Here is a 26,636-nt window from a genome sequence, read left to right on the forward strand (position 1 = left end):
CCCCGCGCCCCCCCCTTACCGTCCCTCCCGCCGCCCCCCCTCCCCCGCGCCCCCCCCCCCCCCCCCCCCCCCCCCCCCCCCCCCCCCCCCCCCCCCCCCCCCCCCCTCTGTGTCGTATACGAAAAGCGGATCAGCGCATCTTTCCGCCGCGCGGCATGCGCATCCCCTTGGGCATCGGGCCCTTCGGGATCGGCATGTTGCTCAGCAAGTCGCCCATGGCCCGCAGCTTGTCGTTGACCTGGGTGATCTGCGGCCCGGACAGCACACGGGGCAGCTTCATCAGGGTCGTACGGACCTTCTTGAGCGGCACCTCGCCCTCGCCCGTGCCCACGATGAAGTCGTGGACCGGGATGTCGGGCATGATCCGGGCCAGCTTCTTCTTCTCGTTCGCGAGCATCGGCTTCACCCGGTTCGGGTTGCCCTCGGCGATCAGGACCACGCCGGCCTTGCCCACGGCACGGTGGACGATGTCCTGCTGCTTGCTCATCGCGACGGCGGGGGTGGTGCTCCAGCCCCTGCCCACGTTGTCCAGTACGGCCGCGGCCGCGCCCGGCTGTCCCTCCATCTGTCCGAAGGCGGCCGTCTCGGCTCGCCGTCCGAAGATGATCGCCATCGCCAGGAACGCCACCAGGAAGCCCAGGATGCCCAGGTAGACCGGGTGGTCGATCAGGAAGCCGATCGCAAGAAAGACACCAAAGGTGACGATTCCCACGCCCGCGACGATCAGACCGACCTTCGGGTCGGCCTTGCGCGTCATCTTGTACGTCAGGGCGATCTGCTTCAGTCGCCCGGGGTTCGCAGCAGTCTCTGCGTTTGACTTCCTCGCCATGCAGCGAAGTTTACGTGGCCTTCTCGGTCCGGGTCGCCGCGGCCTCGAGTACGTGCTCGGTTTCGACCCGGTCCTGGGCCCTGCGGCGGTCTTCGAGCACGGCCGTCCAGGCGTTCCGGCGGGCGCCGCTCATGAGCAGCGACTCCAGGCCGCGGACGGCGTCGGTGAAGGACGGGATGGCGATGGCGCGTACGGGCGCGGCCTGCATGGTGTCGACCCTTTCACGGAGCTCACGTCGGGGGGTGCCAAGCGTGTGTGCGGTGCGTCGAACAATCGTCACTGACTGGTGTTACCAGGGCATGACCGACTGGTCAAACAGTGATGAAACCTTGATGCGGCCCACCAGGACTCTCGCTAGAAAGAGCCTAGGGGCCGCATCGATGCGGTGTTACCCGTAAGTAATACTTTGTGCGCGAGTTCACATACCTCCCGCACCACGCGTCACTCCGCGCGCGTTCAGACCGTCGCGCGCTTCTCCATCGCCTGCTGGTAGAGGCGACCGGCACGGTACGAGGACCGGACCAGCGGACCGGACATGACGCCGGAGAAGCCGATCTCCTCGGCCTCCTGCGCCAGCTCCACGAACTCGGCCGGCTTCACCCAGCGCTCGACGGGGTGGTGACGCGGCGAGGGCCGCAGGTACTGCGTGATGGTGATGAGCTCGCAGCCCGCCTCGTGGAGGTCCTTCAGCGCCTGGCTGACCTCCTCGCGCTCTTCGCCCATGCCCAGGATCAGGTTGGACTTGGTGACGAGGCCGTAGGCCCGCGCCCGGGTGATGACGTCCATCGAGCGCTCGTAGCGGAAGCCGGGGCGGATCCGCTTGAAGATGCGCGGCACCGTCTCGATGTTGTGGGCGAAGACCTCGGGGCGGGAGGCGAAGACCTCTTCCAGCAGCTCCGGGACCGCGTTGAAGTCCGGGGCGAGCAGCTCGACCTTGGTGTGGCCGCTCTCGCGGCCCGCCGTCTGCTGGTGGATCTGGCGCACGGTCTCCGCGTAGAGCCAGGCTCCGCCGTCCGCCAGGTCGTCGCGCGCGACGCCCGTGATGGTGGCGTAGTTCAGGTCCATCGTGACGACGGACTCGCCGACGCGGCGGGGCTCGTCGCGGTCCAGCGCCTCGGGCTTGCCCGTGTCGATCTGGCAGAAGTCACAGCGCCGGGTGCACTGGTCGCCACCGATGAGGAAGGTGGCCTCGCGGTCCTCCCAGCATTCGTAGATGTTCGGACAGCCGGCTTCCTGGCACACCGTGTGCAGTCCTTCGCCCTTCACCAGGGCCTGCATCTTGGTGTACTCGGGACCCATCTTGGCCCGCGTCTTGATCCACTCGGGCTTGCGCTCGATGGGCGTCTGGGCGTTACGGACCTCTAGGCGCAGCATCTTGCGTCCGTCGGGTGCGACTGCGGACACGACCGGCTCCCTGTGACTTCGATTCTTCGGCGCCCACCAGGGTACGCCCGTAATTTCATACGTTCTTACGTCGGCCAACCTGCGGGCGGCCCTGCCCATTCCCGGGCGTCCCCCCGGGATCAGCCCGCGGCGGGCTCTATCTCCCGCGGGCGCAGCTCGGCCTGCTCCAGCACGCCCTTCAGGTGCCGTTCGATCACCGGCAGCACCTCGGCGATGGTGATCTCGCGGCCCAGTTCGTACGAGAGCGAGGTCACACCGGCGTCGCGGATCCCGCAGGGGACGATCCGGTCGAACCAGGTGTTGTCGGGGTTCACGTTGATCGCGAAGCCGTGCATCGTGACGCCCTTGGCGACCCGGATGCCGATGGCGGCGAGCTTGCGGTCCTCGCGGCGCTGGCCGGCGTTGGACGGGGCGTACTCGGGGCCGTTCAGCCGGGGGTCGAACTCCTCGTCCTGCAGCCGCGGGTCGAAGTCCAGCGAGAGGCCGCCGATCTTCGGGCGCTCCTCCACCGGGTCGCCGAGCACCCAGACCCCGCTGCGCCCCTCGACGCGGGTGGTCTCCAGGCCGAACTCGGCGGCCGTGCGGATCAGCGCGTCCTCCAGCCGTCGGACGTGGGCGACCACGTCGACCGGGCGGGGCAGCTTCATGATCGGGTAGCCGACCAGCTGGCCCGGACCGTGCCAGGTGATCTTGCCGCCGCGGTCCACGTCCACGACGGGCGTGCCGTCGAGCGGGCGCTCGTTGTCGGCGGTGCGCCGGCCGGCCGTGTAGACCGGCTGGTGTTCCAGCAGCAGGCAGGTGTCCTCGATCTCGTCCGCGAAGCGGGCCGCGTGCACCCGGCGCTGCTCTTCCCAGGCCACCGTGTACTCGACGGCCTCCGGGCCGAAGCCCATGCGGACAAACCCAAGCTCAGCCACCGCGGCGCCTCCTCGTTGAACCTGCCGACGAACTTGCTGTGTGCACCTATCGCACCAAGCAAGGGTACGGCGGCCCCCGCGGACCCCGTCAGCCGCCCGTCCCGGACACGGCGAAGGGCCCGGAATCCTGGGGCCCTGGGAGCTGTTTCGGCCGTCGGCGGCCCTTCGGCGGCCGGTCCGGGTCCTCGTCCGCCCGGGGCAGCCGGCGGTGTCCTTCGGTGTGGTCGTTCACCCAGCCGCAGACCCCGCACGCGTAACGCCCGTCGAGACCCGCGATGTAGGTCCCGCACCGCCGGCACTCCGCCTCGGTCAGCTCGGGCGCGGCCAGCTCGGGTACGGGCGGCAGGGCCGTGGACTCTGCGTGGCTGTCGTCGCCGTCGGGGCGCTCGCAAGTGCCGGGGGGAAGCTCCTCGGTGGGCCGGCGGGTCATGGGGCGCAGCGTACGCGGGTGGAGGGGGTCGGTCCGTAAAGAGACCCACCGGTTCTGCACACGATCGGATGAATGTGGGACAGAGAGGGCGGTACGGGCAAGGTTCGCCGCTACATTCACGCCGTTCACAGGGCCGGGACTCCGGTCCGTCACGTCAGGAGACCGTGGAGCCGATGACGGAACGACCTGCCCAGCGTGTCCCCAACCGGCAGCTCTCGGCACTGATCGCCGAGGCCGGGTTCTCCAACGCCGGGCTCGCCCGCCGTGTCGACCAGCTCGGTCTGGAGCACGGTCTCGATCTGCGGTACGACAAGACCTCCGTAACCCGCTGGCTGCGCGGGCAGCAGCCGCGCGGCACGACCCCGGCGCTGATCGCGGAGGTGTTCACCCGGCGCCTGGGGCGGCGGCTGTCCGCCCAGGACCTGGGCCTGGACGCGTGCGCCCCGGTGTACGCGGGGCTGGAGTTCGCGGCCACCCCCGAGGAGGCCGTCGACATCGCGAGCGGGCTGTGGCGCAAGGACTCCGGTTCGCACGCCGAGCTGCGCAAGATCGCCTTCACCCCGGCCGGGCTGGTGGTGCCCAGCCGGGACTGGCTGATCGGGCGCGCCGACGAGCGGGTCGGCCGGGGCGCGGAGCAGGCCGCCTCGCGCGTTCCCGAACAGGGCCGTCCCGAACAGGGCCGTCCCGATCAGAGCCGTCCCCTGCCGGGCCGGGCTTCGGTGCCGCGGCAGCGGCAGATCGACCGCGGTCCCGGGCAGCGGGTGACGGGCGGTGACATCGCCGCGCTCAGATCGGTGGGCGAGCTGTTCCGCACCCTGGACCACGCCTACGGCGGCGGCCATGCCCGCCAGGCCCTGGTGCGGTACCTGGAGCACGAGGCCGAGCCGATGCTGCGCGGCACCTACGGGGAGGCCACCGGGCGCAGGCTGTTCTCCGCCGCCGCCGATCTGACCCGGCTCGCGGGCTGGACCTCGTACGACATCGCCGCGCACGGGCTCGCCCAGCGGTACTTCGTCCAGGCGCTGCGCCTGGCCCAGGCCGCCGGGGACCGGCCGTACGGGGCGTACGTGCTGATCACGATGAGCCGGCAGGCGGTCTACCTCGGGCACGGCCGGGAGGCGGTGCAGCTGGCCCGGGTGGCCCAGCAGGGCGTGGGCTCGGGGCCGCCGCCGGTGGTACAGGCGCTGCTGCACTCGGCGGAGGCTCGCGGACACGCGGTGCTCGGGGAGGTCAGGGCGTCGACGGCCTCGCTGGTGCGGGCCGAGCGGGCGCTGGGCGCGGCCCGGCCGGGCGACGACGTGCCGCACTGGGCGCGGGACTACGACGAGGCTCAGCTCGCGGACGAGTTCGGGCACTGTCACCGGGACCTCCAGCAGTACCGGGCCTCCGCGCAGCACGCGGAGCGGTCCCTGCAGCTGCGGGCGCCCTCGTACGCGCGCTCGCGGCTCTTCTGCCGGGTGGTGCTGGCCACGGCCCGGCTGGGGCTGGGCGAGCTGGACCAGGCGTGCGCGCTGGGTGCGGAGGCGGCGCAGCAGGCGATGGAGATGCGGTCGGTGCGGGCGGTGGAGTACGTACGGGACTTCGAGCGTCGGCTCGAGCCGTATCGGGACGCGTCGGCGGTGCGGGGGTATCGGGACCGGGTGGCCGCCTTGTCGTGACCCTGCGGGTCGGCTGCGGTGCCGGCTGCGCCGCCGGGGCCCGGCGGGTGGCTGCCCCGTGGAGTCCCTGCGGGTCCGCTCCCGGGGCCTCCGCCCCGGCCCCCGCTGCTCAAACGCCCGAGGGGCTGGTTTTGCCCTGCGGGCCGCTTTGCCCTGCGGGCGACCTGACACCGGGGTGGGTGGTTGCCCGCGGGGCGGCTCCGGCCCCGGGGCGCGTGGTTGCCCGCGGGGCCGGGGTTGCCCCGCGGGCACCGGTGGGTGGTTGGCTCAGGCCGCTACCGGGAGGGCGGCCTGGGGGGCGGTCGGGACGGGGATGCCGAAGTCGCGGAGGACCGCGGCGGCGGCGCGGCGGGACGAGCGCAGGGCCCCCTCGACGGTGTTGGTGTCCCGGTGGTCGCCGCACACGTACAGACCGGCCAGGACCCGGACGGTGCGCCGGGTGTCCTGCGGCGGCGGCATGGCGGGGACGGCCTCCGGGGTGTGGTGGACGGCGAGCAGCTCCCAGTCACGGGTCGCGGTCTCGTAGAGCCGGGCCAGGCGGGACGCGACCGTCCGGGTGGGCGGCGGCGGGCCGAGCACGGTGGTGGTGACCAGGCTGCGGCCGGCCGGGGCACGCGTCGGGTCGACCGCGCTCATCACCGCGGTGTGGGCGACGGGCCAGTCCGGGTCCCCGTCCAGGAGCAGCGAGCCGTCCCAGGCGAGCGGGGTGGTGGTGGCGTGGTGCAGCACGGTCACCTGGTGGAAGGCGGGCACGCGCAGGCCCGGGAGCAGTTCGGCGGCGGCCCGGGCGCCGGTGGCCAGGACGGCGGAGCGGCAGCTGAAGTCGCCGTGTTCCTCGGTGGTGACCAGGTTGGTGGCGACGGAGCGGACCCGGACCCCGGTGCGCACGGTGCCGGGCGGCAGCGCCGCGGCGAGCAGTCCGGGCAGGGTGGCGGCGCCTCCCTCGGGTACGGCGAGGCGGCCGCGCGCGAAGGTGCGCAGGGCCGTGTCGGCGACGCGGCTGGAGGTGCCGAGTGCGGGGTCGCGCAGGAGCGCGGCGAGGAGCGGGCGCAGCGTCGTACCGAGGCTCCTGGAGCTCAGGGCCGCGTGCGCGGTGCGCTCTGGGCGGGCGAGGAGGCGTTCCTCGGGCAGGGCGGCGAGGCGGGCCAGCGCCGCGCCGATCCGGGCCTGGTCGAGCGAGCCGCTGGCCAGGGCGCGGGCGGGGGTGAGGGCGCCGGCGCGCAGGGTGCGGCCTTCGCTGTGGACGAGGGCGCCGGGTGCGAAGGGCTTGAGGACCAGGCCTTCCAGGCCCGGGGTGCGGGCCGGTTCGGTGTAGGCGGTGTTGAGGAGCTGGCCGATCCGGTCGAGCCGGAAGCCGTCCACTGTCTCGGTGGCCATCCGGCCGCCGGGATCGTCCGCGCCCTCCAGGACGATGACCGTGACTCCGGCCGCGATCAGGTGGTGCGCTGCCGCGAGTCCGGAGACTCCGGCTCCTACGATGACCACGTCCGCATGGTGTGCGTGTGCGCTGTTGAGCACGTGCCCCTCCCCGAGGTCGGCCCGGCTGTGTGGGGAACCTCCTTCCCCCAACGGACTCCAGCGGAACCCGAGTTGGGTGTGCCATTACGGTTGATGCGGTCAACTCCGGTCGCACGGCGGTCGCATTCGGCTCACGGACGGTCGCATGCGTGCGCCGGGGCGCTCCCCCCGGAGCCCCGGGGCTTTCAGGCCCGGAGCGCCTGGGCCTTTCAGGCCTCCAGCGCGGCCCTGATCGACTCCTCGATCCCCGGGTACCGGAAGACGAACCCGGACTCCAGCAGCCGGGCGGGACGCACCCGCTGACTGCCCAGCACGTCCTGGGCGAACTCCCCGAGCACCGCGCGCATGACCGGCGCGGGCACGGCGAACACCGCCGGGCGGTGCAGGACCCGGCCCATCGCGGCGGTGACCTCGCGGTTGGTCAGGGGCTCGGGGGCGGTCAGGTTCACCGGCCCGGCCAGGGCCGGGGTGTCGATGATGTGGCGCAGGGCGGCGATCTCGTCGTGCATCGAGATGTGCGACCAGTACTGGCGGCCGTTGCCGAGGCGGCCGCCGATACCGGCCCTGAAGACCGGGAACAGCTTCCCCCAGGCCCCGCCCTCGGCGGAGACGACCAGTCCGGTACGGGCGAACACGGTCCTGACCCCGGCGTCCCGGGCGGGCGCTGCGGCGGCCTCCCACGCGACGCACACCTCGGAGAGGAACCCCTCCCCCGCCGGGGCGTCCTCGTCGACCCACCTGTCGCCCGTGTCGCCGTAGTACCCGACGGCGGTGCCGCAGACGAGCGTCGCGGGCGGCTCGTCCATCGCGGCGACGGCCGAGGCGATGGCGGCCGTGCCCTTGACCCTGCTGTCGCGGATCTCCCGCTTGTAGGCGGCCGTCCAGCGGTGGTCGCCGACCCCGGCCCCGGCGAGGTGCACGACGGCTGCGCACCCGGCGAGCCCGGCCGGGTCCACGTACCCGCGCGCGGGGTCCCACCGCGCCTCGCCGGGCCCCGCCGGCTCCCGCCGCACGAAGCGGACCAGCTCGTGTCCGTCCGCCTTCAGTGACCGCCCGAGGGCGCTGCCGATGAGCCCGGTGGCACCGGTGACCGCGATACGCATGGCCCCATCTTGGCAGCGGACCGGTGACCGCGGGGCTGCCCGGCCGCCGCGCGGACTCCGGCGCCGCACCGGGTGCGGGCCGGGGCTCCGGCGGCGAGCCCCTCAGGTGGCCGCGCCCAGCCAGGTGCCGACCGCGTAGGTCACCGCCATGGCCAGCGCGCCGCCGGTGACGTTGCGCAGGATCGCGCGGGCCGCGGGCGCGCCGCCCAGGCGTGCGCCGAGCATCCCGCACAGGGTCAGGGACAGCAGGACCGCGACCACGGTCACCGGGACCCTCCGGGACGCCTCCGGCAGGACGATCGCCAGCAGCGGCAGCAGCGCCCCGACCGTGAACGCCACCAGGCTCGCCACCGCCGCGTGCCAGGGGTTGGCCAGCTCGTCGGGGTTGATCCCCAGTTCCACCCGCGCGTGCGCCCGCAGCGCGTCCCGCTCCGTCAGCTGTTCCGCGGCCTCGCGGGCCACCGGCTCGCTCAGCCCCCGGCCCACCAGCAGCCCCGTCAGCTCCTCCAGCTCCTCCTCCGGCGACTCCTCCAGCTCGCGCCGCTCCACGTCCAGCGCGGCCTTCTCCGAGTCCCGCTGGGAGCTGACCGACACGTACTCCCCCGCCGCCATCGACAGCGCGCCCGCCAGCAGCCCGGCGACACCCGCCGCCAGGATCGCCGTCCGCGAGGTCGTGGCTCCGGCGACACCGACGACCAGCCCCGCCGTGGAGATGATGCCGTCGTTCGCGCCGAGCACCCCCGCGCGCAGCCAGTTCAGCCGGGTACTGATCGCCGCGCTCTGCTCCGCCGTACCATCCGCTTCCGTCACGCCCCCACTGTCGCGGCCCCAGCCCTACGGAGCCACCCGGCGTGCGCGCCTTCGGCGGCGGGATCAGGGTGGAGGGGTGAGACGCCGACGCGAGGAGCCGGGCTGGCTGCGCGGGGCGCCGCCGCCGCGCTGGGCCCGCCTCGCGCCGGCGGTGGCCCTCGTCGTGCTGGTGCTCGTGCAGCGGATCACCCCGGGCGACGTCGAGCTGGGCTACTTCCTGGCCGGACTCCCCCCGGTGGCCGCCTTCGCCTACGGGGCCGCCGGGACGGCCGTCTTCGCCGGAGTGGTGCTGGTCCTCATCGGCCTGCCCTCGCTCGGGATCGCCCACGCCCAGGGCTCCGACCTCGGGACCGTCGCGGTGATCGGGCTGCTCAGCATCGTGGTCGCCTGGGTCCGAAAACGCCGGGACGCCCAGCTGGTGAGCGTGCGGACCGTCGCGGAGGCGGCGCAGCTCGCGGTGCTGCCTCCCGTCCCCGAACAGGTCGGCGCGGTCGGCTGCGCGGGCCTCTACCGGGCGGCCCAGCACGGCACCCTGGTCGGCGGCGACCTGTACGACGTACGGGTCGGCCCCTACGGCGTGCGCGCGCTGATCGGGGACGTCCAGGGCCACGGCCTGGCCGCCGTCGGCACCGTGGCCTCGCTGCTCGGCGCCTTCCGGGAAGGGGTCCTGGACGACGCGGAGCTCACGACGGTGGCGGCCCGGCTGGACCGGCGGCTGCTCGCGGACTCGGCGGCCGAGTCGGTGGCGCACGCGGAGCTCTTCGCGACGGCGGCGCTGCTGGAGTTCCCGCCCGGGCTGGACCTGGTACGGATCGTGTCGTGCGGGCATCCCCCGCCCCTGCTGCTACGGGGATTCGGGGTCTCGGAGGTCGAGGTGGACCCGGGGCCTCCACTGGGCCTGGGCCTGGCCGGCCCCACCCCGGCGGCGCCGGCGGAGCTCCGGATCCTCCCCGGGGACCGGCTGGTGATGTATACGGACGGGGTGACGGAGGCCCGCGACGCGGCGGGGAACTTCTACCCGCTGGCCGCGCGCGTGCCCGTACTGGCGTCGGATCCGGCGGGGCTGGCCCAGGCGGTGTGGCGGGACTTGCGGTCCTTCACCGGGGGAGGGCCGCGCGACGACGTGGCCCTGCTGGTGCTGTCCCTCTCCCCGTCCCCGGAGCCGGACGGGGCGGCGGCCCGGGCGCGGGGCGGGGAACCCGGCGCACGGTGACCACGCCGTACTGATCACATGACCAAATGACGACAATCGGCCATTTGGGTCAATTTCCGTGTTTCGCTCGGGTTTTCCAGCCCCCCGAGCACGGAAATCGAGGCCCCATCGATGCGCGCACCGTACAAACACAACCAGCGGATCACGGCGGTCATCGCGGCGGCCGGCGCCGTCGCCCTGGTCACCGGCGCGCTCGTGGTCGGCCTGGCCGGGGAAGAAGCGGTGGCGGAACCGGATTCGGCGCAGAACCAGCAGATCGGGGCTCCCGCCCCGCTCCGGGTGGGATCGGCCCTGGTGCGCGCTGCCGAGGACGGGGGCAAGGTCGTCAACCTCACCCTCGACGACGGCCCGGACCCGAAGTGGACCCCGAAGGCGCTCGAACTCCTCGAGACCCACGGCGCGAAGGCCACCTTCTGTCTGACCGGGCCGAACGCGAAGAAGCATCCGGGCCTGGTGAAGGAGATCACCGCGGCCGGCCACCGCCTGTGCAACCACGCGGTCAGCCACGACACGGCCATGGACAAGAAGGACGTCGCGCACCAGGAGAAGGAGATCATGGACGCGAAGCGGATGATCGACGAGGCGAGCGGTTCCGCCCGCATCTGGTACTACCGCGCTCCCGGCGGCGCCTTCACCCCCGAGAGCCGCGAGATCGCGGCCCGCGCCGGGATGGCCAGCCTCGGCTGGAACGTCGACCCCGGCGACTTCAACCGGCCCGGCGCGGACACGATCGTCAGCACCGTGCAGGAGCAGTTGAAGACCAAAGGGCCGACGATCCTCATGCACGACGGGGGCGGCGACCGCTCCCAGTCCGTCGAGGCCCTGGAAAAGCTGCTGCCGTGGCTCAAGGAGCAGGGCTACGGCTTCAGCTTCCCGAAGATCCCCGAGGCGGGCTGAGGCTGCCTGCCCGCCTGCCCGGCCCGCCCCCGCCCCGCCTACCCGGCGTCGCGGATGAAGGAACGGACCAGCTTGCAGGTCACGTTCGACGGCCGGCGGATCCCCGTCCGGACGGCCATCGTGCGGATCTTGCGGTTGGTGGCGCGCTGGGCGTCGTACGTGCCCGAGTCGAGCAGCGATATCGCCAGGCGCATCGCCTTCAGCCGCCGGTTGTGGCTCTCGTACCACTCGCGGGGCAGCCCCGCCGGCAGCGGCTTCTTCTTGACGGGCTCGATGGTGCGCAGGGTCATGGCAGTGGCCATCTACAGCCTCCCAAAGGCAAGTTGGCGTCCTGTCCTTCTCCTTGAATTTTACCGGCGACCACTGACAAAGGACCTGGCCAGACAGCACCTCGCTAAGCTTTCGGGCATGGAGATCTGGATCAATCCCGCCTGCTCGAAGTGCCGCAGCGCACTGACCCTGCTGGACGCGGAGGGCGCCGAGTACACCGTCCGCCGCTACCTGGAGGACGTGCCCTCCGAAGCCGAGATCCGCGAGGTCCTGGGCCGGCTGGGCCTGGAGCCCTGGGACATCACCCGCACCTCGGACCCCCTGGCCAAGGAGACCGGCGTACGGGACCTGCCGCGCGAAGAAACCGACGAGGCCCGCGGGGCCTGGATCAGCCACCTGGCGGCGCACCCGAAGCTGATCCAGCGCCCGATCATCACGGCCGAGGACGGCACGGCGGTGGTGGCCCGCTCGGAGGAGGCCGTCCGCGAGGCCCTCTCCCGCTCGGCCTAGCCGGCGAATCCCGCGTTCACGAACTCCACGACGCGCCCCACCTGCTGGGTCCCGCTCGTACCGGGCCGCGGGTTGGAGGCGAAGACGAGCCGGCGCCCGGCGTGCTCGGTGGCGAACACTCCGGTCGACCAGCCGGGGCCGGAGCCCGTCTTGCCCCAGACCGTGGCGCCGGCGGTCTCGTGGCGCATCAGGCCGGCCGCGCTGAAGCAGGCCCTCGGCGACAGGCAGCGGTTCTCCGGGGCGTTGGGCACGTCCGGAACCTCGTACAGGTGCCGCTGCTGGGCGGGCGGCAGCAGTCGGCCGCCCAGCAGTGCGGCCATGAAGCGGTCCAGATCGGCCGCGGTGGAGACCAGGCCGCCCTCCGCCCAGAACCTGGCCGTCCGCGGATCCGTCGACATCCGGGTCTGCCGCAGCCCCAGGGGGTGCAGGATGCGGCGCTGCAGTTCCTCCTCGTAGGTCCGGCCGGATATCCGCTCCACGAGCAGGCCCGCGACGAAGGTGTTCGTCCCGTTGTACTGCTGGACCGTGCCCGGGGCGGGTGTGCGGCCCGGGTGGGCGGCCGCGTCCCGCGCGAACGTCTCGACCACGAGGGCGCGCGGGTCGGTGGAATCTCCGGCGGCCTTCGGCAGGTCGGCGGTGTGGTCCATGAGCTGCCGGACGGTCACCCCGGCGTAGGCCTCGGGTATCAGGTCGGGCAGGTGGCGGCGCACCGGCGCGTCGATCTCCATCCGGTGCTCCGCGACGAGCCGCAGCACCAGGGCGTTGGTGAACAGCTTGGTGACGCTGCCGATCGGCACCTCCGCGTCGGCGGCGACCGGCCCGCCGGTCCCGGTCCACGGCGTCCGCAGCCCCGCGCCGGACAGCCGCACCAGGGCCCCCGTCGAGAGCCCGTCGGGCAGGGAGGCCAGCAAGGCCGGCAGCGCGGCGGGGTCGTGGACGGCCCCCTGCCGGGCGTGGACCGCGGCCGCGGCGGATCCTTCGGACCCGCCGGGCGCGGCCAGGGCGGCCGGGGCGCCCACGCCCACGGCGAGCACCGCCAGGGCGATGCCGGTGACGGCGATCCGGCGAGCGGTGCGGGGGCGTGCGTTCATCGGTGGCTCCTGGGAAAGGCGGCTCGGTGGGCTCTGACACCAACACTGCGCCGTCCGGCGCGCGTTGCCCATCGGTGATCACCCTGACCGGGCCCCGAGGCCACCCCGGAGGGGCCGAGGGGCGGACCCTGAGGCCCGCCGTCCCTACGCGCCCACCGCCCTACTCCCCCACCGTCACCCTCCGCTGGTGCACCCGCAGTTGGAGGGCGGCGAGATCGAGGAGCGGGGTGGGGACGGCGAGGCCCCGGGCCCGGGCGGTCAGGTCGCCGAGCACGTGCTCCACCTCGGTCGGATGCCCGGCGACCAGGTCCCGGTACATCGACGGGGTCAGCGGCGACTCCGGGGTGGCCAGCGTCCGCGCGATGAAGGCGCGTTCGGACTCGGGTACCGGGTACCCGGCGGCGGCCGACACCGCGGCCGCCTCCGCGAGGACCGCGAGGCCGAACCCGGTCCCGCCGGCCACGGCGTTGACCTCTCCGACGGCTCCGCGCGCCAGGGAGGTCACCGTCGCCAGGGTGGCGATGAAGACCCACTTGTGCCACATGGCGCCGATGATGTCGGGCACTTCGGGGGTGTCGATCCCCGCCCCGGCCAGCACTTCGCGCACGGCGTCCACCCGCGCCGAGGGGCTGCCGTCGCGTTCGCCGGTGAGCAGCACGGTGGGCGGGGCCAGCCGGAGGATGTCGCCGTGCTCGTTCAGGGTGGTGACCACCTTGGCCACCCCGCCGAGCACCGCCGCGTCCCCGAACCGGTCCGCGAGGTGGTCGAGGTGGGCCATCCCGTTGAGCAGGGGCAGGATCGCCGTGCCCGGACCGACCGCCGGGGCCAGGTCCCGGACGGCCGCTTCGAGGGAGGTGGACTTCACCGACAGCAGCACGAGGTCGTACGTGCCCGCCGGCTCGTCGGCGGTGACGAGCCGCGGGGCGAGGGTGAACTCCTCCCCCGGCCCGCTCACCCGCAGCCCGCGCGCCCTCAGGGCTTCGGCCCGCCGGGGGCGCACCAGGAAGGTGACGTCCCGGCCGGCCCGGGCGAGGCGCGCGCCGAAGTAGCCGCCCGCGGCGCCTGCTCCGACCGTCAGGATCCTCATCCGGCGGAGCCCCCGGGCCGGACGGCCTTCGCCAGGGCGGTGCGCACGGCCGCCGCGTCGGCGACGGTCCCCGGGGTCTCGGGGATGCCCCCCGGGCCGGCCGGGTCCGCGGCGTAGGGGAGGACGTACACGGGCGTGTCGCGCTGGAAGCGCCAGCTGTCGGCGAGCGTCCCCGCGTCGACCGCGTCGTAGCCGAGCAGGTCGAGGAGGCGGGCGGCGGACGCGCGGGCTGCCGGGTCCTCGCCCGCGAGGGGCAGGGCCGAGCGGTCCGGGGAGCCGGCCGGGCGGGCGAGGGAGAGCAGGTGCTTGAAGTAGATGTTGCTGAACGTCTTGACGACCTGCGCCCCGGAGAGGTGTTCCTGGACGAGCTCGCTGGTGGTGGTCTCCTCCGCCTCCAGTGCGGGGAAGACCCCGTCCCGCTGCGGGTAGTAGTTGAGCGTGTCGAGTACGACCTTGCCCGCCAGCGCGTCGGCGGGCAGCTCGCGGTAGTTCTTGAGCGGGATGGTGGCCACGACCCAGTCGCCGGCGGCGGCCGCCTCGGCGGGGGTGGCGGCCCGGGCCCGCGGGCCGAGCTCGGTGACCAGGGCGTCCAGCGTCTGGGGTCCCCTGGAGTTGCTCAGGACCACGTCCAGCCCCGCGTCCACGGCGAGCCGCGCGAGGGTGCTTCCGACGTTGCCGCTTCCGATGAGTGCAAGAGTTGCCATGTGGGGTTCAAGTCGCCCGCGATCCACGGTATTCCACCGCTGCGCCACCGGTGGCGAGGCCTTCCCGCCCTGTCGGCGCCCCGGCCCCGCCACCGGCCTTCACCTCGGCCCCATCCCGCGCCTCGTAGGGTGGGGCCAGCACAAAGGGGACGTACCGCACCAAAGGATCCGTCGTGAACGAGCAGCAGCACCCGAGGCCCACCACGCCCGGCGAGCCTCCGGCGCCGCCGGCGCCGCCGGGCTTCCCGGTGCCTCCGCTCCCTCCGCTCCCCCAGCCCCGGCGCGGCGCCGACTGGATGTTCGGCGGGGTGTACGGGACCGTCCTCGCGTCCGGGCTGCTGGCCGCGCTCGACCAGAAGGGCGGGGAGTACACCCCCTTCTACGACGCCAGCTGGGTGCTCGTCACCGCCGCCACGGCCGGTCTCGCGCACGGGTACTCGCACCACATGAGCACCCATCGGGCCGGATCCGCCGGGCACCGGTGGCGGATCCTGGGGCGCGCGCTGTGGAACGAGTGGCCCATGATCGCGGCCACCCTGCCCACGGTGCTGCTCCTGCTCGTCGCCGGACTCGCCGACTGGGACTCGCACGGTGTCACGGCGGTCGGGCTCGGCGTGAACACCGCGCTGCTGTTCGCCTGGGGCGCCTTCGTGGCCCTCCGGGTCGGCTACAAGGTCGCCTCGGCCCTGCTCATCGGGGTCGCCGACGCCACGATCGGGCTGGCCATCATCGTGGCCAACGCGGTCATCAAGTGACGCCCCCGCCAAGCGCGGCGGGGGCGCCACCCGGACCGGACACCCGAGGGAAGCCGGGGGCTACTGCGGCAGCTGCCCCTCCGCCTCCGCCAGGATCTCCGTCAGCCGGGCTCCGAACTCCGCCCCCCGCACGTCCGGCACCCCGGTGCGGGCCGAGGTGAGGAGTGCGTCCAGGGCGCGGCCGTAGGCCCCCGGTACGTCGCTCCAGTCCGGCAGGCCGAAGACGCCTGCGGCCCCGCGCAGTTCCAGGCCCACACCGGCGGCCGCGCGCGGGGAGCTGAGGCTGAGCACGGCGGTGCTGGCGGCGCCGGAGCTGTGGCGCAGGGCCAGCTGGACCACGTCGGCGGGGCCGCGGGTGGCGCTGACCTCGGTGACGTCGCCGAGGACCGGGATGAGTACGGACAGGGCGTGCGGGCCCACGTCCCACAGCCCGCCCTTGGCCTTGCGCCAGGGCGAGTCCGCGTAGGCGCTGGGCTCGCCGTCGGGCGGGAAGACCGCGCCGAGCCAGTGCGCGGCGGCGGTGAACCAGCCCGTGCGCTCCGCCTGCTCCGTCACCCAGCCGGCGGTCGGCTCGGCGAACCGCAGGGTGAGGAAGACGACGGAGGCGACCCGGTGCTCGGCCACGGCGTCGGCGACCGCGCGGGCGTCGGCCGGGGTCGTGGCGACGGGTTTGTCGAGCAGCAGGTGGCAGCCGGCGGCGGCCGCGCGCACGGCGAGCGGGGCCTGCACGTCGGGCGGGAGCGCGAAGGCCACGGCGTCACAGTCGGCGAACAGCGCGTCGGGGTCTTCGTACACCTTCACGCCGAACTCGCGCGCCAGCTCGGCCGCGGCTTCGGGGCGCCGGCCCCAGACTCCGGCGAACTCGGAGCCGGGATGCGCGGCGAGGGCGGGGGCGTGCGTGCGGCGGGCCCATGGGCCGGTGCCCAGCAGCCCGACCCGGGGGCGGGGACCGGAAGCGGCCTCTGCGGCGGCATCTCCGGCGGACGTCAAATCGTACGAAATGCTCACCCGCTCAGTCTGCCCCACCCGGACGGGCGTCCGGACGCCAACCCTCTCGACCGCGCCCACCTGCGGCGTAAACCTCGGTAACACGGGGTTCACACACGGGCAACGGAAGAGAAATCGCGAGCGGGCACGCTGCGGTCTACACCGCAGAACGAATTCGCAGTACGCGAGCCACAGGGACGTGAACCGCCGTACGCGAGCCGCAGGACGCAACGCAGCACCCGCAGAGTCTGCGCCGGAGCGACGCACCGAAGGATGGGGCCCGTGAGCTACAAGGCTGAGTACATCTGGATCGACGGAACCGAGCCGACTGCGAAGCTGCGCTCGAAGACGAAGATCCTCGGCGACGGCGACGCGCTGCCGATCTGGGGCTTCGACGGATCGAGCACCAACCAGGCCGAGGGCCACGCCTCCGACCGCGTGCTGCAGCCGGTGTTCTCGTGCCCGGACCCGATCCGCGGCGGCGACAACGTCCTCGTCCTGTGCGAGGTCCTGAACATCGACATGACCCCGCACGAGTCGAACACCCGCGCCCTGCTGCGCCCGGTCGCCGAGAAGTTCGCCGCTCAGGAGCCGATCTACGGCATCGAGCAGGAGTACACCTTCTTCGACGGCACCCGCCCGCTCGGCTTCCCGGTCAACGGCTTCCCGGCCGCGCAGGGCGGCTACTACTGCGGTGTCGGCTCGGACGAGATCTTCGGCCGCGACATCGTCGAGAAGCACCTGGACCACTGCCTCACGGCGGGCCTGGCGATCTCCGGCATCAACGCCGAGGTCATGCCCGGCCAGTGGGAGTTCCAGGTCGGCCCCGTCGGCCCGCTGGAGGTCTCCGACCAGCTGTGGATCGCGCGCTGGCTGCTCTACCGCACCGCCGAGGACTTCAACGTCTCTGCGACGCTGAACCCGAAGCCGGTCAAGGGCGACTGGAACGGCGCGGGCGCGCACACCAACTTCTCCACGAAGGCGATGCGCGAGGACTACCGCGCGATCATCTGCGCGGCCGAGTCCCTGGGCGAGGGCAGCAAGCCGCTGGACCACGTCAAGAACTACGGCGCGGGCATCGACGAGCGCCTGACGGGCCTGCACGAGACGGCCCCGTGGAACGAGTACAGCTACGGCGTCTCGGACCGCGGCGCCTCCGTCCGCATCCCGTGGCAGGTGGAGAAGGACGGCAAGGGCTACATCGAGGACCGCCGCCCGAACGCGAACGTGGACCCGTACGTGGTGACCCGCCTCATCACGGACACCTGCTGCACCGCCCTGGAGAAGGACGGCCTGGTCTGATCCCGGCCGGCCACCCCTGACACCGCCCCGGCGCCCGTCCTCCCCTCGGGGAGGGCGGGCGCCGCGCTGTCCGCGGCTCCCGTGCCCACGGCGCCGGACGCGGCGCGGCCGACGCAAGCCTGGGACGGATCCGCCCACGATCCGATACGGGCCACCGGAACGGAGGGGAAGAAGCAGCCGGGCGGGTGACGGTTTGTCGGGATTGCAATGGTCCGTTCATGCCATGATCACGGAATCTGGAATTCCGCTCCATCAGGTGAGACGGGGTCTGCCCCGGGGCCCGCGCATCTGCTTGAATGGGGCCATGGCCAGCCACTCGCACACCTCGACCGGTCGCAGCGACCTCGAGCCGTTCTGGCCTTCCCGTCAGGACCACGATTTCGACCGGGTGTGTTGCCGCGCGAAGAACGCGCCGGCCCTCTAAAGCCTCCGGGATCTCCAACCGACCTTCCCCGAGGCCTTCGGTCTGCGCGGTACGACACAAGACGACGCCTTTACGTACGTCTCCTGCCGACCACTCCGCGTGAAAGAGCTGACCACTCATGGCGAACACCCGTTCCTTCGCTTCCGCCTCCTCCGCTGCGACCTCTCCCCTGACCTACCCGGCCTTCCCGCCCAGTCCGCGCCACCGCCTGCGGGCCGTGGACCGCGACGAGGTGGCTCGCGTCGTGGACTTCCTGCCGCCCGGCGCCACCTGGCTGCCCGCCCCGGCGCACACCCTGCCCAGCCTCCCCGGCCAGCCTCCGATGGTCGGCTACCTGGTGCTCGTACCGGCCGATCAGCAGCCGCCGGTCTCCTTCGCCCCGCAGTCCGTTCCCGCCGCCCCGGCCCCCGGCTCGACGCCCCTCACCGGCGACGCCCTGGTCCGCATCGACCCCGCGCAGCGCACCGCCGAGGTGGACGGCGAGGTCCTGGACCTGACCTACCTGGAGTTCGAGCTGCTGGCCCACCTGGTCGCGCACCCGCACCGGGTGCACAGCCGCGACCAGCTGGTGACCACCGTCTGGGGCTACGGCCACGTCGGGGACGGCCGCACGGTCGACGTCCACGTCGCGCGGCTGCGCCGCAAGCTGGGCGCCGCCCACCGCGGCGCGATCCAGACCGTGCGCCGGGTGGGGTACAAGTACGCCCCCTGACGGGGACGCAGGCCGGCCCGCGACCATGGCGACGGGCCCGTACTCGTGCGAAGGACAGGGAGTACGGGCCCCATGGGCCGGCTGGTCAACTCGGGCCGCGACACAGGGGGCTTCCTCGCACATCCGTGCTGATCAGGCCCGGTTCCTGCCGTAGGCTTTTCCGTCGTGACCATCGGAACCGGCAGCGTACTTGCCCCACTTGAGCCCCAGGACCCCCGCGAGACCGCCGGATACCGGCTGATCGCCAGGATCGGCGAGGGCGGCATGGGCACCGTCTACCTCTCGCACACGCGCGGCGGGCAGCCGGTCGCACTGAAGCTGATCCGCCGGGAGTTCGGGCAGGACCCCGGCTTCCGCAGCCGGTTCGAGCAGGAGGTGCGGGCCGCGCGCCGGGTCCAGGGCTACCACCTCGTACCGGTCCTCGACCACGACACCACGGGCGCCCTGCCCTGGCTCGCCTCGGAGTTCGTACCGGGACTGTCGCTGCACGACACCCTGAACGCCTACGGTCCGCTCCCGCTGAGCACCGTCTTCCAGCTGGTCGGGTGCACGGCGCGGGCCCTCGGCTCCATCCACGCCGCGGGGGTCGTGCACCGCGACCTGAAGCCCGCCAACCTGCTGCTCGGCGCGGCCGGTCCGTACGTCATCGACTTCGGGATCGCCCGGGCCGCCGACAGTACGCAGCTCACCCGTACCGGCGGGGTCATCGGCACCCCGCAGTACATGTCCCCCGAACACGCGCTGGGCGCCGAGGTCACCACCGCGAGCGACCTGTTCGCGATCGGGCTCATCGCCGCCGTCGCGGCCACCGGGCGGCATCCGTACGGGACCGGCGGGGCCACGGCCCTCGGCGTGCGGATCGCCAACACCAACAGGCTGCCTCCGGACCTGAACGGCTACCCGGCCGAGCTGCGGCCGCTGCTGGAACGCTGCCTGACGGCGGATCCGGCGGCGCGGATCGGCACGGAGGAGCTCGCCGCGCTGTGCGAACTGTTCGCCGGGCGGCCGCTGAACGATTTCGACGGCTGGCTCCCGGAGCCGGTCGGGCTGGAGATCGCCCGGCGGGTGCGGGCCGCGGAGAACCCGCCGGTGCCCACGGTCGCGGACGCAGGTACGGGCCGCGCGGGCGTTGGCGCGGGCGGATCGGGTACGGGCGGTACGGGCGCTGGTCCCGCCGGCGCCTTCGGCGGGGTGTACGGGGCGCCGACGGTGGGCGCGCCGCCCCGGCCCGCGGGTCCCCCGCCGGCCGCCGGCCACCCGACGCACCCCCCGGTGCCGGGCCCGGCGCCCGCGCCGGCCCCCGGACCGAAGCGGTTCCGGGGCGTGCTGATCGGGGCCGGCCTCGTACTGGCCGTCCTCGCGGGCGCCGGCGCGGTCCGGCTGCTCGACGGCGGCGGCGCCGCGAAGGACGACGCGAAGCAGGAGGGGCCGGTCGCGCCCGCCTCCTCCGACCAGGCGCAGGCCCAGGCCCAGGACCCGGCTCCGGCCCCGGTCTCGTCCGGGCCCAAGACCGCGCCCTCGGCCTCCTCCTCGCCGAAGTCCGCGTACACGCCGGTCTTCCAGGACAAGCCCCTGACCCTGCGCGCGCCCTCCTCCAGCACCGGGACCCACGTCGACCTGGACGCCCCGCAGATCTTCCCGAAAGGAGCCATCGGCAGGACCCAGGGCATGGAGCTCACCTACCAGGACTGGGGCGACGCCGATCTGCGCTTCCTGACGGCCATGGGCAAGAGCACCGGCACCACGCCGGAGGAGTGCCGGGACGCCGTCGCCACCAACACCTTGGCCTCCAGGGTGGGCAAGGACGAGCTGAAGGCGGGCAAGACGCTCACGAAGGGGACGGTGCTGTGCACCGTCACCGGTGACAACAACCTGGCGATGCTCCGCATCACCGAGGTCGTGCTCGACACGAGCAAGGGGTCCATCGGCCCCATGCCGGACTACGTCACCGCATTCACCCTCTGGAAGATCGGCTGACGCAGTGGGCCCGGGCTCCTCAGGGGGAGGCCCGGGCCCACGGACGGCGAACTAGACCTCGGCTCCGGCGCCGGCCCCGGCCCCGCGCCTCGACGCGACGAAGCCCAGCGCCAGGTCCCCCGCAAGGAACACCAGCAGGCTGATGCCCAGCATCGGTACGAACCAGCCCACGAGCGCCGTCGCCGCGGCCAGCGGCAGCAGCAGCGTCACCGGCAGCTTCCGCCACGCTCCGCGCGGCTGGGGGCGGCCTGCGGACAGGGTGCGCTCCTTGGTCGGGCGGCGCAGCCACCACATGCGGTAGCCCCAGACGACCATGAACATCACCAGGACCGCCAGCGCGGCCAGCGCCAGCTGGTTGGCGAGCCCGAAGGTCAGGCCCATGTGCAGGTCGATGCCGAAGCGGGTCAGCTGGGCGAGCAGCGGGTGGTCGGCGAAGCGGAGTTCGTCGATGATCCGGCCGTCGGCGGGGTCCACGGAGACCGCGTCCAGGTGCACCGGCACCTGCTTGTCCTGCTCCTTGAGCACGTACCCCTTGCCCTGGGCGGGCAGGGTGATCCGCAGCGACTCGGTGACCCCGGCGGACCGGGCCACCGCCACCGCTCCGTCGATGCCGATCACATCGGCCGGCGCCGCCGGGGCGGGCACCGCCTCGTGGGTTCCGCCGGCCGCGCCGTGTCCGGCGTGCTCACCGCCCGCGTCGGAGGCCGGGGCGCCGGGGAGCTTGGCGGCCACGGCCGGAGTGCCCCCGCCGAGGCCGTCCTTGAGTTCCCCGATGTTCTCGCCGGCGTACCTCGACCAGGTCAGGCCGGTGGCGGAGAGACCGACGAGGCCGACGGCGATCCACACGCCGACGGAGCCGTGCCAGGACAGGGTCTTGCGGCGGCCGGTCGCCGTGCGGTCGGGCAGGACGAGCGCGGCACGGCCGGCCCTGCGGGCGCGCCTGCGGCCGATCCACAGCGCGAGCCCGCCGAGCGCGACCACCCACAGCCAGCTCGCGGCGAGCTCGCTGTAGTTCCGGCCGAACTCCCCCAGGTGGAGGCTGGCGTGGAACTCGCTCAGCCAGGCCCGCAGCGGCAGCGCGTCCCCGACGGTGGTGAGCTTCCCGCGGACCTCGGCCGTATACGGATCGACGAACACGGTGAGGGTCTCGCCCTCGGCGAGTCCCGGGCTCTCCATGATCACCCGGGTGGTGGCATCCGCCTCGGGCGCGGGCCATACGGCCGTCACGGTGCCCTGGGGCGCGGCGTCGGCGGCCGCGTCGACCTGTGCGCCGAGCGGCTGCGCGCTCGCGCCGACGCGGTCGACCGTCAGCTGGTCGACGTAGAGGATCTTCTCGGCCTGCCAGGAACCGGCGTAGAGCAGCCCGGTGGTGGCGGCGACGAGCAGGAGCGGGGCGATGAGCACCCCGGCGTAGAAGTGCAGGCGCAGGAGCAGCGGCCGCAGGGCGGCCCAGGTCCCGGGCGTGCGGGCGGGAGCGGGCTCGGCCGCGGCGAGGGGGGTTTCGTGGGCGTCGGGGTCCGCTGCGCGGAGTTCCCCGACCTCGTCGAGAGACATGGGTGTCCTAGGTGTTGGCGAAGACATGGGTGAGCGGCCCCAGGTCTCGCCCCCTTGCCAGGGGTGCGCCGTTCGGTCAGGCGCGGGCAGGACGGCCGGGGGCCGTGATACGGATCCGTCCGCGCGCGGGCGGCCCGCGCCGCTCGGCGGTGTGCGCGTGCACGGCACCGCGCAGGGTCCGCGGCCGCTCGTACCCGGCGGGCCGGAACGCCCGCGCAGGGGGTACGGGGATCCCGCGCGACCGGAGCAGGGCGAGGACCCGGGAGAGCGGCCGGGCGGCGAGCAGCGCCCCGGCGGCGAGGGCGGCGGCGAGCCGGAAGACGGCGGCTTCGCCCCAGGCCAGCCAGAGCGCGCAGAACAGCCCGGCGAGGGCGTGCGCGGCGATCATGCCGAGCCCGTCATGGGCGTGGCCCGCGGCCATGTCACCCATGCCGGCCATACCGGTCATGCCCTCCATGCCGCTCATGCCGTCCATGGGCTGCATGCCGTGCGCGGCATGCACGGCATCGGCTGCCGCGCCCTCCGTGCCGGCATCCGCGCCCATGCCCATGCCCCTGCCCGCACCCATGTCCGTGTCCATGGACATGCCCGTATCCGCCTGATGGCGGCCGCCTGCCGAGGCCGAGGAGAAGAGGAGGTGCAGGACCGCCTGTACGGCGAGCAGCGCCGCGGCGATGGGGAGCGGTCCGCGCCGGCGCCCGGCGGAGAGCCAGGCGAGCCCGCCGGTCAGCCCGAATGCGGACAGAAGCACCAGCCCGGGAAGGTCCGTACCGGACATGTACGAATGCCCCGCCGCACCCAGTGCGACGGCCACCGCCGCGAACATCGCGGCCCGCGTGGCGCGCATCGGCGCGGGGCTGTGTGACATGACCTGGGAATGTTGCCACGGCCCCCCGCCTCGCCGGACGGCACCCCCGTGGCCGATCATGGTCCGATGACTCCCCTGCCGTTAGTGGTCCCGATCAGCGCCGTCTACACGGGCACGGTCCAGCTCGGGGCGTACGCCCTGGAGCGGCTGGATCCGGCCGCGCGGGAGCGCCTGCTGCGCCGCTGCTCCACGAACGCCGACAACCTGGACGCCGGCCGCTGGGAGACCCTGCCGGCCAGCGCCCTCCTCGTCGAGGAGCCGATGCCGCTGCCGTACGCGCTCCTGCTGGTGGCCGTGCTCGGGTACGCCGAGTACGCCCACGGGGCCTGGTGGACGGCGGCGGCCTTCCTGTTCGGGCACGTCACGGCCACCCTCCTGGTCTACGGGGTGCTCCGCCGGACGGCCGGCCCCCGGACCCGGCGGGCGGTGGACGTGGGCACCAGCTACGGGTTCAACACCGTGCTCGGGGCGCTGACCTCGGCGCTCCCGCGCGGGCCGGTGCGCACCAGCGCCCGGGTCGGGCTGCTGGCCCTCGCCGTCCGACCGGTACTGCGGCGGGAACGGACCTTCACCGACGCCGGGCACCTGGTGGCCCTGGGCCTCGGTCTCGGGGTATCGCTGGCCGCCGATTACCTTTCCGGAGCGAAATCTCCGAAAATCATACGGATGACACGCGTCACCCAGCGCGCTTCGTCCTGATCCGTCCACTTCTTCGATCATTCGATTCTCTGATCGCGTTCCTCTGATCACGTTGGAGCCGCCACGATGACCGCCACCCCCGCCACCACCGTCGCCAACCTCCGGGACCTCGGCGGTACCCCGCTCGCCGACGGCCGCAGCGTCCGCCCGGGCCTGGCGCTGCGCTCCGGCCAGCTCGACCGGCTCGACCTCGACGTCGACCGGGCGGTGGCCGCGCTGGGCATCGGCACCGTCATCGATTTCCGCTCCGGCGCCGAGCGCGGCGATCACCCCGACCGGATACCGGCCGGCGCCCGGCTGCTCATAGCCGACGCCCTGGCCGACAAGATGGCCGGAGACAGCACGGGCAACGGCGGCCCGGGGAAGATTCCCGCGGCCCAGCTCAAGGACCTGCTGTCGGACCCGGTGGTGGCCGAGGAGCACCTGGGCGGCGGCAAGGCTCAGGCCCTGTTCGCCGGCATCTACCGCTCCCTGGTGAGCTCCGCCTCCGCGCAGGCCGCGTACCGGCTGCTGCTCACCGAGCTCGCCGACCCGCGGTCCGGGCCGCTGCTCTTCCACTGCACGGCGGGCAAGGACCGTACGGGCTGGGGTGCGACCGTGGTCCTGTCCCTGCTCGGCGCCGACGACGAGACGCTGATGAGCGAGTACCTGTCGGTCAATCCGGCGGTGCGGATCGCCTTCGCCCCGATGATCGAGGGCTTCACGGCGGCCGGCGGCGACCCGGACATCGCGCTGGCGCTGATCGGCGTCTTCCCCTCCTACCTGGAGGCCGCGCTGGACGAGGTGAACACGCGCTACGGCTCGATGGAGAAGTACGTGCGCGAGGGCCTCGGCGTCCCCGACGAAACGGTCGAGGCGCTGCGCGCCCGCCTGATCGTCTGAGCCCTCCGCCGGGATCCTCCCGGCCGCGCCGGGAGAGCCCGCCCGAACATGCGCGCTGGGACCCGGTGACCATCCGACCATTCGCTCGTTCTGCTGAACGTGACTGCGCCGGATACCGCCACCCGCCCCCTCCCGCCCGATGTCGAGCAGGCCGAGGCCGCCATCGTCGAGCACTATCCACGGCTGGTGCGACTGGCCTATCTGGTGCTGCCGCCCGCCCTCGGCCGCAACCGGCGGGTGCTCACCGCCCACTCGCTGGCCCAGCGCGCCCTGCCGCGCGGGCGGCGGGACGGAACGGCCGCGCAGGCGGCGGTACAGGGCGGGGTGCCGGGGCAGCGGGGCGGGGCGGGGCCCGAATCCGGGTACGCGTACGTACGGCTGCGGGTGCTGCGCTCGGCGCTGGAGGCCGGGATCCCGGTGACGTTCCGCGCGCTGCCCCGGCGGGCCCAACTGCCGCCGCTGCTGCCCCAGGTGTGGGGGCTGCGGCTGTTCCCGCGCTCGGGCGGCGCCGAGGAGCTGGCGCTGGACCAGTGGCTGGCCACCCTCGACGGGCCCGGCCGGGCCGCGTGCGTGCTGCGGGCGCTGGAGCGGCTGCCCGAGCCCGAGGTGCTGCGGGTGCTGACCGAGGCGGGGGTGGCCAACCCGGCCGCCGCCGTCGCGGAGTCGGGGGATCCGTCGACCGACGAGCTGTTCTCCTCCCCCGAGTTCGACCCCTGCGTGCTGCAGGCCCGGCCCACCGACCTGCTGCGCCGCCGACGGCTCGTGCGGGCCGGGATCGCCGCCGGGGTCGCCCTCGCCGTGTGCGGGGTGCTGCTCGCGCTGCCCGGCGGCGGGTGGGGGGCCGACGGGGCCGCCGCCCCGCTCTACGCGAGGAACGCGGCGGCCGAGCAGGCCCTGGACCCCGGGCAGCTGGTCCGGGTCGCGCCCACGGTCTGGGGCACCTCCTCCCGTACCGACTACTCCGGGTGGCCCGCGCGCGGCGACCGCGTCGACGATGCCGCGCTGCTGCGGCGGGCGCTGGCCGTCTGGGCCCGGCCGGGCCGCTCGGTCGTGGTCTCGGCCACCCCCGGCACCCCGTCCGGGCCGCCGATGGGACCCCCGCAGCTGCTGTTCGCCGGGACCGTGGACCAGGCCGTCGTGGTCCTGCTGTACGACGGCCTGCGCGTGGCCCGGTACGCCGAACCGCGCTCGGGCACCGAGATCGCCGCCCTCGACTTCGCCCGGACCGACGGCGCCTCGGCGGACACGGCGGCGGCCCTGGTGCTCAGCCGGGTCGACGGCAACGTCCGCTATCTGGCGGCTCCGTGGGTGACGGGCATGACGCGGCGGGACCTGCTGAAGCCCGCTGACGCCCCGACGGGGCTCGAGCTGACGTCGCAGGGCGTCACTCCGCCGGTGCCGAGCCCCGCCCCGGACGGCACCTGTACGAGCTGGAACGCCCTGGCCGTGACCGGCGACGGCGCGACCCGGCTGATCACCGACCTGGGCGAGCTGACCCCGGCCCGGCTGACCTCGGGGGCGCCGGGCGCCGAGCGGAACGTGACGGAGGGCGCGGAGCTGGGCGACTGGTCGCGGATCGCGTGCCTGCTGCCCTCGGTGCGCTCGCACGGGGTGCGCACGGTCAACGCGTGGACGTACGCGAAGCAGCCGCTGCCGGAGGGCGACGGCACGGCGACCTGGCTGTGCACCCGCGCGGAGACCTGGCAGGGGACGGCGGACCGGGTGCAGGCGCAGTTCCTGGCCCCGGGTGCGCCGCTGGCGGCGCAGGCGGCGAAGGCCGAGGGCTCGCCGGCGTGCGGGCCGCGGGAGCCGCGGGTGCTGGCCGGGGTGCTGTGGAAGTCGAAGGCCGGGCAGTGGTACGTCCTGGCGGCGGGCAGTGCGCAGTTCGCTTCGCTGACCGTGGGCGGCGGCCGGGTGAGTGGGGTCGCGGTGGGCAACCGGCTGGCCGTGAAGGCTCCGGCGGGGGCGCAGGTGGAGCTGACGGGCAAGCTCACGGACGGTTCGAAGGCCGGGGTGTTGAGGTAGTCCCGGGCCC

General features: G+C 73.9%; 26 protein-coding genes. 11 read left to right on the top strand and 15 right to left on the bottom strand.

Features of this window, described 5'->3' with window-relative positions; genetic code table 11:
• Positions 1 to 130: 130 nt before the first annotated feature.
• From ACFYM0_RS28610 to ACFYM0_RS28630, 5 genes are all read right to left on the bottom strand, one after another.
• Positions 131 to 829, bottom strand: coding sequence for a DUF4191 domain-containing protein (locus ACFYM0_RS28610; protein ID WP_388506326.1), 699 nt, complete (start codon positions 827 to 829; stop codon positions 131 to 133).
• Between the two features lie 10 nt (positions 830 to 839).
• A complete protein-coding gene (locus tag ACFYM0_RS28615; RefSeq protein ID WP_266909348.1) occupies positions 840 to 1,037 on the bottom strand; it encodes a hypothetical protein in 198 nt (65 codons plus the stop codon).
• 248 nt (positions 1,038 to 1,285) lie between these two features.
• Positions 1,286 to 2,233: a lipoyl synthase gene (lipA, locus tag ACFYM0_RS28620; RefSeq protein ID WP_254383412.1), complete on the bottom strand. Its 948-nt coding sequence runs from the start codon at positions 2,231 to 2,233 to the stop codon at positions 1,286 to 1,288.
• A gap of 119 nt (positions 2,234 to 2,352) precedes the next feature.
• Positions 2,353 to 3,150, bottom strand: coding sequence for a lipoyl(octanoyl) transferase LipB (gene lipB, locus ACFYM0_RS28625; protein ID WP_388506329.1), 798 nt, complete (start codon positions 3,148 to 3,150; stop codon positions 2,353 to 2,355).
• A gap of 88 nt (positions 3,151 to 3,238) precedes the next feature.
• Complete coding sequence (locus ACFYM0_RS28630) at positions 3,239 to 3,580, bottom strand: hypothetical protein (protein WP_388506331.1); 342 nt, start codon at positions 3,578 to 3,580, stop codon at positions 3,239 to 3,241.
• Positions 3,581 to 3,753: 173 nt separating this feature from the next.
• On the opposite strand from ACFYM0_RS28630, the gene ACFYM0_RS28635 reads away from it, so the two are divergent.
• Positions 3,754 to 5,238 carry a regulator gene (locus tag ACFYM0_RS28635; RefSeq protein ID WP_388506333.1) on the top strand — a complete coding sequence of 495 codons (1,485 nt, stop codon included), beginning with the start codon at positions 3,754 to 3,756 and terminating at the stop codon, positions 5,236 to 5,238.
• A 267-nt stretch (positions 5,239 to 5,505) separates the two neighbouring features.
• Here ACFYM0_RS28635 and ACFYM0_RS28640 read toward each other — a convergent pair whose 3' ends face one another.
• From ACFYM0_RS28640 to ACFYM0_RS28650, 3 genes are all read right to left on the bottom strand, one after another.
• The gene (locus tag ACFYM0_RS28640) at positions 5,506 to 6,756 is read right to left on the bottom strand and encodes an FAD-dependent oxidoreductase (RefSeq protein WP_388506335.1); all 1,251 of its coding nucleotides are present in this window, start codon (positions 6,754 to 6,756) and stop codon (positions 5,506 to 5,508) included.
• A 209-nt stretch (positions 6,757 to 6,965) separates the two neighbouring features.
• A complete protein-coding gene (locus tag ACFYM0_RS28645) occupies positions 6,966 to 7,859 on the bottom strand; it encodes a TIGR01777 family oxidoreductase (protein WP_388506337.1) in 894 nt (297 codons plus the stop codon).
• A gap of 102 nt (positions 7,860 to 7,961) precedes the next feature.
• The gene (locus ACFYM0_RS28650; protein WP_388506339.1) at positions 7,962 to 8,669 is read right to left on the bottom strand and encodes a VIT family protein; all 708 of its coding nucleotides are present in this window, start codon (positions 8,667 to 8,669) and stop codon (positions 7,962 to 7,964) included.
• A 76-nt stretch (positions 8,670 to 8,745) separates the two neighbouring features.
• Here ACFYM0_RS28650 and ACFYM0_RS28655 point away from each other — a divergent pair, with 76 nt between their 5' ends.
• Complete coding sequence (locus tag ACFYM0_RS28655) at positions 8,746 to 9,882, top strand: PP2C family protein-serine/threonine phosphatase (protein WP_388506341.1); 1,137 nt, start codon at positions 8,746 to 8,748, stop codon at positions 9,880 to 9,882.
• A gap of 111 nt (positions 9,883 to 9,993) precedes the next feature.
• Entirely contained in the window at positions 9,994 to 10,779 is a 786-nt protein-coding gene (locus ACFYM0_RS28660; protein ID WP_388506343.1) for a polysaccharide deacetylase family protein, read from the top strand.
• Between the two features lie 38 nt (positions 10,780 to 10,817).
• Here the strand turns inward: ACFYM0_RS28660 and ACFYM0_RS28665 are convergent, their stop codons facing one another.
• Positions 10,818 to 11,081: a hypothetical protein gene (locus ACFYM0_RS28665; RefSeq protein ID WP_327252408.1), complete on the bottom strand. Its 264-nt coding sequence runs from the start codon at positions 11,079 to 11,081 to the stop codon at positions 10,818 to 10,820.
• 106 nt (positions 11,082 to 11,187) lie between these two features.
• Between ACFYM0_RS28665 and ACFYM0_RS28670 the strand changes: the two genes are divergently transcribed.
• Entirely contained in the window at positions 11,188 to 11,559 is a 372-nt protein-coding gene (locus ACFYM0_RS28670) for an ArsC/Spx/MgsR family protein (RefSeq protein ID WP_388506345.1), read from the top strand.
• Here ACFYM0_RS28670 and ACFYM0_RS28675 read toward each other — a convergent pair.
• The 3 genes from ACFYM0_RS28675 to ACFYM0_RS28685 all read right to left on the bottom strand — a co-directional run bounded on the left by ACFYM0_RS28675 (position 11,556) and on the right by ACFYM0_RS28685 (position 14,441).
• On the bottom strand, positions 11,556 to 12,650 hold the full coding sequence (locus tag ACFYM0_RS28675) for a serine hydrolase domain-containing protein (RefSeq protein ID WP_388506347.1): 1,095 nt from the start codon (positions 12,648 to 12,650) through the stop codon (positions 11,556 to 11,558). The two genes, ACFYM0_RS28670 and ACFYM0_RS28675, sit on opposite strands and share 4 nt — an antisense overlap.
• A gap of 160 nt (positions 12,651 to 12,810) precedes the next feature.
• Entirely contained in the window at positions 12,811 to 13,737 is a 927-nt protein-coding gene (locus ACFYM0_RS28680) for a 2-dehydropantoate 2-reductase (RefSeq protein WP_388506349.1), read from the bottom strand.
• A complete protein-coding gene (locus tag ACFYM0_RS28685; protein ID WP_388506351.1) occupies positions 13,734 to 14,441 on the bottom strand; it encodes an NADPH-dependent F420 reductase in 708 nt (235 codons plus the stop codon). Before ACFYM0_RS28685 ends, ACFYM0_RS28680 begins: the two co-directional genes overlap by 4 nt.
• Positions 14,442 to 14,614: 173 nt before the next feature.
• Here ACFYM0_RS28685 and ACFYM0_RS28690 point away from each other — a divergent pair, with 173 nt between their 5' ends.
• On the top strand, positions 14,615 to 15,196 hold the full coding sequence (locus ACFYM0_RS28690; protein ID WP_388506353.1) for a hypothetical protein: 582 nt from the start codon (positions 14,615 to 14,617) through the stop codon (positions 15,194 to 15,196).
• A gap of 60 nt (positions 15,197 to 15,256) precedes the next feature.
• On the opposite strand, the gene ACFYM0_RS28695 is transcribed toward ACFYM0_RS28690, so the two are convergent.
• On the bottom strand, positions 15,257 to 16,186 hold the full coding sequence (locus tag ACFYM0_RS28695) for a Gfo/Idh/MocA family protein (RefSeq protein ID WP_388506547.1): 930 nt from the start codon (positions 16,184 to 16,186) through the stop codon (positions 15,257 to 15,259).
• Positions 16,187 to 16,465: 279 nt separating this feature from the next.
• Here ACFYM0_RS28695 and glnII point away from each other — a divergent pair, with 279 nt between their 5' ends.
• The 3 genes from glnII (at position 16,466) to ACFYM0_RS28710 (ending at position 20,598) form a co-directional block, all read left to right on the top strand.
• Entirely contained in the window at positions 16,466 to 17,485 is a 1,020-nt protein-coding gene (gene glnII, locus ACFYM0_RS28700) for a glutamine synthetase (protein WP_388506355.1), read from the top strand.
• 542 nt (positions 17,486 to 18,027) lie between these two features.
• Positions 18,028 to 18,621 (top strand): winged helix-turn-helix domain-containing protein, encoded by a 594-nt coding sequence (locus ACFYM0_RS28705; protein ID WP_388506356.1) that lies wholly within the window; start codon positions 18,028 to 18,030, stop codon positions 18,619 to 18,621.
• Between the two features lie 165 nt (positions 18,622 to 18,786).
• Entirely contained in the window at positions 18,787 to 20,598 is a 1,812-nt protein-coding gene (locus tag ACFYM0_RS28710; RefSeq protein WP_388506358.1) for a serine/threonine-protein kinase, read from the top strand.
• Between the two features lie 51 nt (positions 20,599 to 20,649).
• On the opposite strand, the gene ACFYM0_RS28715 is transcribed toward ACFYM0_RS28710, so the two are convergent.
• The gene (locus tag ACFYM0_RS28715; protein WP_388506360.1) at positions 20,650 to 22,152 is read right to left on the bottom strand and encodes a PepSY-associated TM helix domain-containing protein; all 1,503 of its coding nucleotides are present in this window, start codon (positions 22,150 to 22,152) and stop codon (positions 20,650 to 20,652) included.
• Between the two features lie 76 nt (positions 22,153 to 22,228).
• The gene (locus tag ACFYM0_RS28720) at positions 22,229 to 23,020 is read right to left on the bottom strand and encodes a hypothetical protein (protein ID WP_388506362.1); all 792 of its coding nucleotides are present in this window, start codon (positions 23,018 to 23,020) and stop codon (positions 22,229 to 22,231) included.
• A gap of 66 nt (positions 23,021 to 23,086) precedes the next feature.
• Between ACFYM0_RS28720 and ACFYM0_RS28725 the strand changes: the two genes are divergently transcribed.
• From ACFYM0_RS28725 to ACFYM0_RS28735, 3 genes are all read left to right on the top strand, one after another.
• Positions 23,087 to 23,719 (top strand): rhomboid-like protein, encoded by a 633-nt coding sequence (locus ACFYM0_RS28725; protein WP_388506363.1) that lies wholly within the window; start codon positions 23,087 to 23,089, stop codon positions 23,717 to 23,719.
• Positions 23,720 to 23,785: 66 nt separating this feature from the next.
• Positions 23,786 to 24,601, top strand: a complete 816-nt coding sequence (locus ACFYM0_RS28730; RefSeq protein ID WP_388506365.1) for a tyrosine-protein phosphatase — start codon at positions 23,786 to 23,788, stop codon at positions 24,599 to 24,601.
• 99 nt (positions 24,602 to 24,700) lie between these two features.
• The gene (locus tag ACFYM0_RS28735) at positions 24,701 to 26,626 is read left to right on the top strand and encodes a hypothetical protein (RefSeq protein ID WP_388506366.1); all 1,926 of its coding nucleotides are present in this window, start codon (positions 24,701 to 24,703) and stop codon (positions 26,624 to 26,626) included.
• Positions 26,627 to 26,636: the final 10 nt, after the last annotated feature.

The organism is Streptomyces sp. NPDC006487 (assembly GCF_042870555.1).
Classification (GTDB): Bacteria; Actinomycetota; Actinomycetes; order Streptomycetales; family Streptomycetaceae; genus Streptomyces.

What these genes read in the sequence shown, in the direction of transcription:
- ACFYM0_RS28610 (WP_388506326.1), bottom strand. Translation starts at nt 829, where the DNA reads ATGGCGAGGAAGTCAAACGCAGAGACTGCTGCGAACCCCGGGCGACTG.
- ACFYM0_RS28615 (WP_266909348.1), bottom strand. Translation starts at nt 1,037, where the DNA reads ATGCAGGCCGCGCCCGTACGCGCCATCGCCATCCCGTCCTTCACCGAC.
- ACFYM0_RS28630 (WP_388506331.1), bottom strand. Translation starts at nt 3,580, where the DNA reads ATGACCCGCCGGCCCACCGAGGAGCTTCCCCCCGGCACTTGCGAGCGC.
- ACFYM0_RS28635 (WP_388506333.1), top strand. Translation starts at nt 3,754, where the DNA reads ATGACGGAACGACCTGCCCAGCGTGTCCCCAACCGGCAGCTCTCGGCA.
- ACFYM0_RS28645 (WP_388506337.1), bottom strand. Translation starts at nt 7,859, where the DNA reads ATGCGTATCGCGGTCACCGGTGCCACCGGGCTCATCGGCAGCGCCCTC.
- ACFYM0_RS28660 (WP_388506343.1), top strand. Translation starts at nt 9,994, where the DNA reads ATGCGCGCACCGTACAAACACAACCAGCGGATCACGGCGGTCATCGCG.
- ACFYM0_RS28665 (WP_327252408.1), bottom strand. Translation starts at nt 11,081, where the DNA reads ATGGCCACTGCCATGACCCTGCGCACCATCGAGCCCGTCAAGAAGAAG.
- ACFYM0_RS28670 (WP_388506345.1), top strand. Translation starts at nt 11,188, where the DNA reads ATGGAGATCTGGATCAATCCCGCCTGCTCGAAGTGCCGCAGCGCACTG.
- ACFYM0_RS28675 (WP_388506347.1), bottom strand. Translation starts at nt 12,650, where the DNA reads ATGAACGCACGCCCCCGCACCGCTCGCCGGATCGCCGTCACCGGCATC.
- ACFYM0_RS28680 (WP_388506349.1), bottom strand. Translation starts at nt 13,737, where the DNA reads ATGAGGATCCTGACGGTCGGAGCAGGCGCCGCGGGCGGCTACTTCGGC.
- ACFYM0_RS28685 (WP_388506351.1), bottom strand. Translation starts at nt 14,441, where the DNA reads ATGGCAACTCTTGCACTCATCGGAAGCGGCAACGTCGGAAGCACCCTC.
- ACFYM0_RS28705 (WP_388506356.1), top strand. Translation starts at nt 18,028, where the DNA reads ATGGCGAACACCCGTTCCTTCGCTTCCGCCTCCTCCGCTGCGACCTCT.
- ACFYM0_RS28715 (WP_388506360.1), bottom strand. Translation starts at nt 22,152, where the DNA reads ATGTCTCTCGACGAGGTCGGGGAACTCCGCGCAGCGGACCCCGACGCC.
- ACFYM0_RS28720 (WP_388506362.1), bottom strand. Translation starts at nt 23,020, where the DNA reads ATGTCACACAGCCCCGCGCCGATGCGCGCCACGCGGGCCGCGATGTTC.
- ACFYM0_RS28725 (WP_388506363.1), top strand. Translation starts at nt 23,087, where the DNA reads ATGACTCCCCTGCCGTTAGTGGTCCCGATCAGCGCCGTCTACACGGGC.
- ACFYM0_RS28730 (WP_388506365.1), top strand. Translation starts at nt 23,786, where the DNA reads ATGACCGCCACCCCCGCCACCACCGTCGCCAACCTCCGGGACCTCGGC.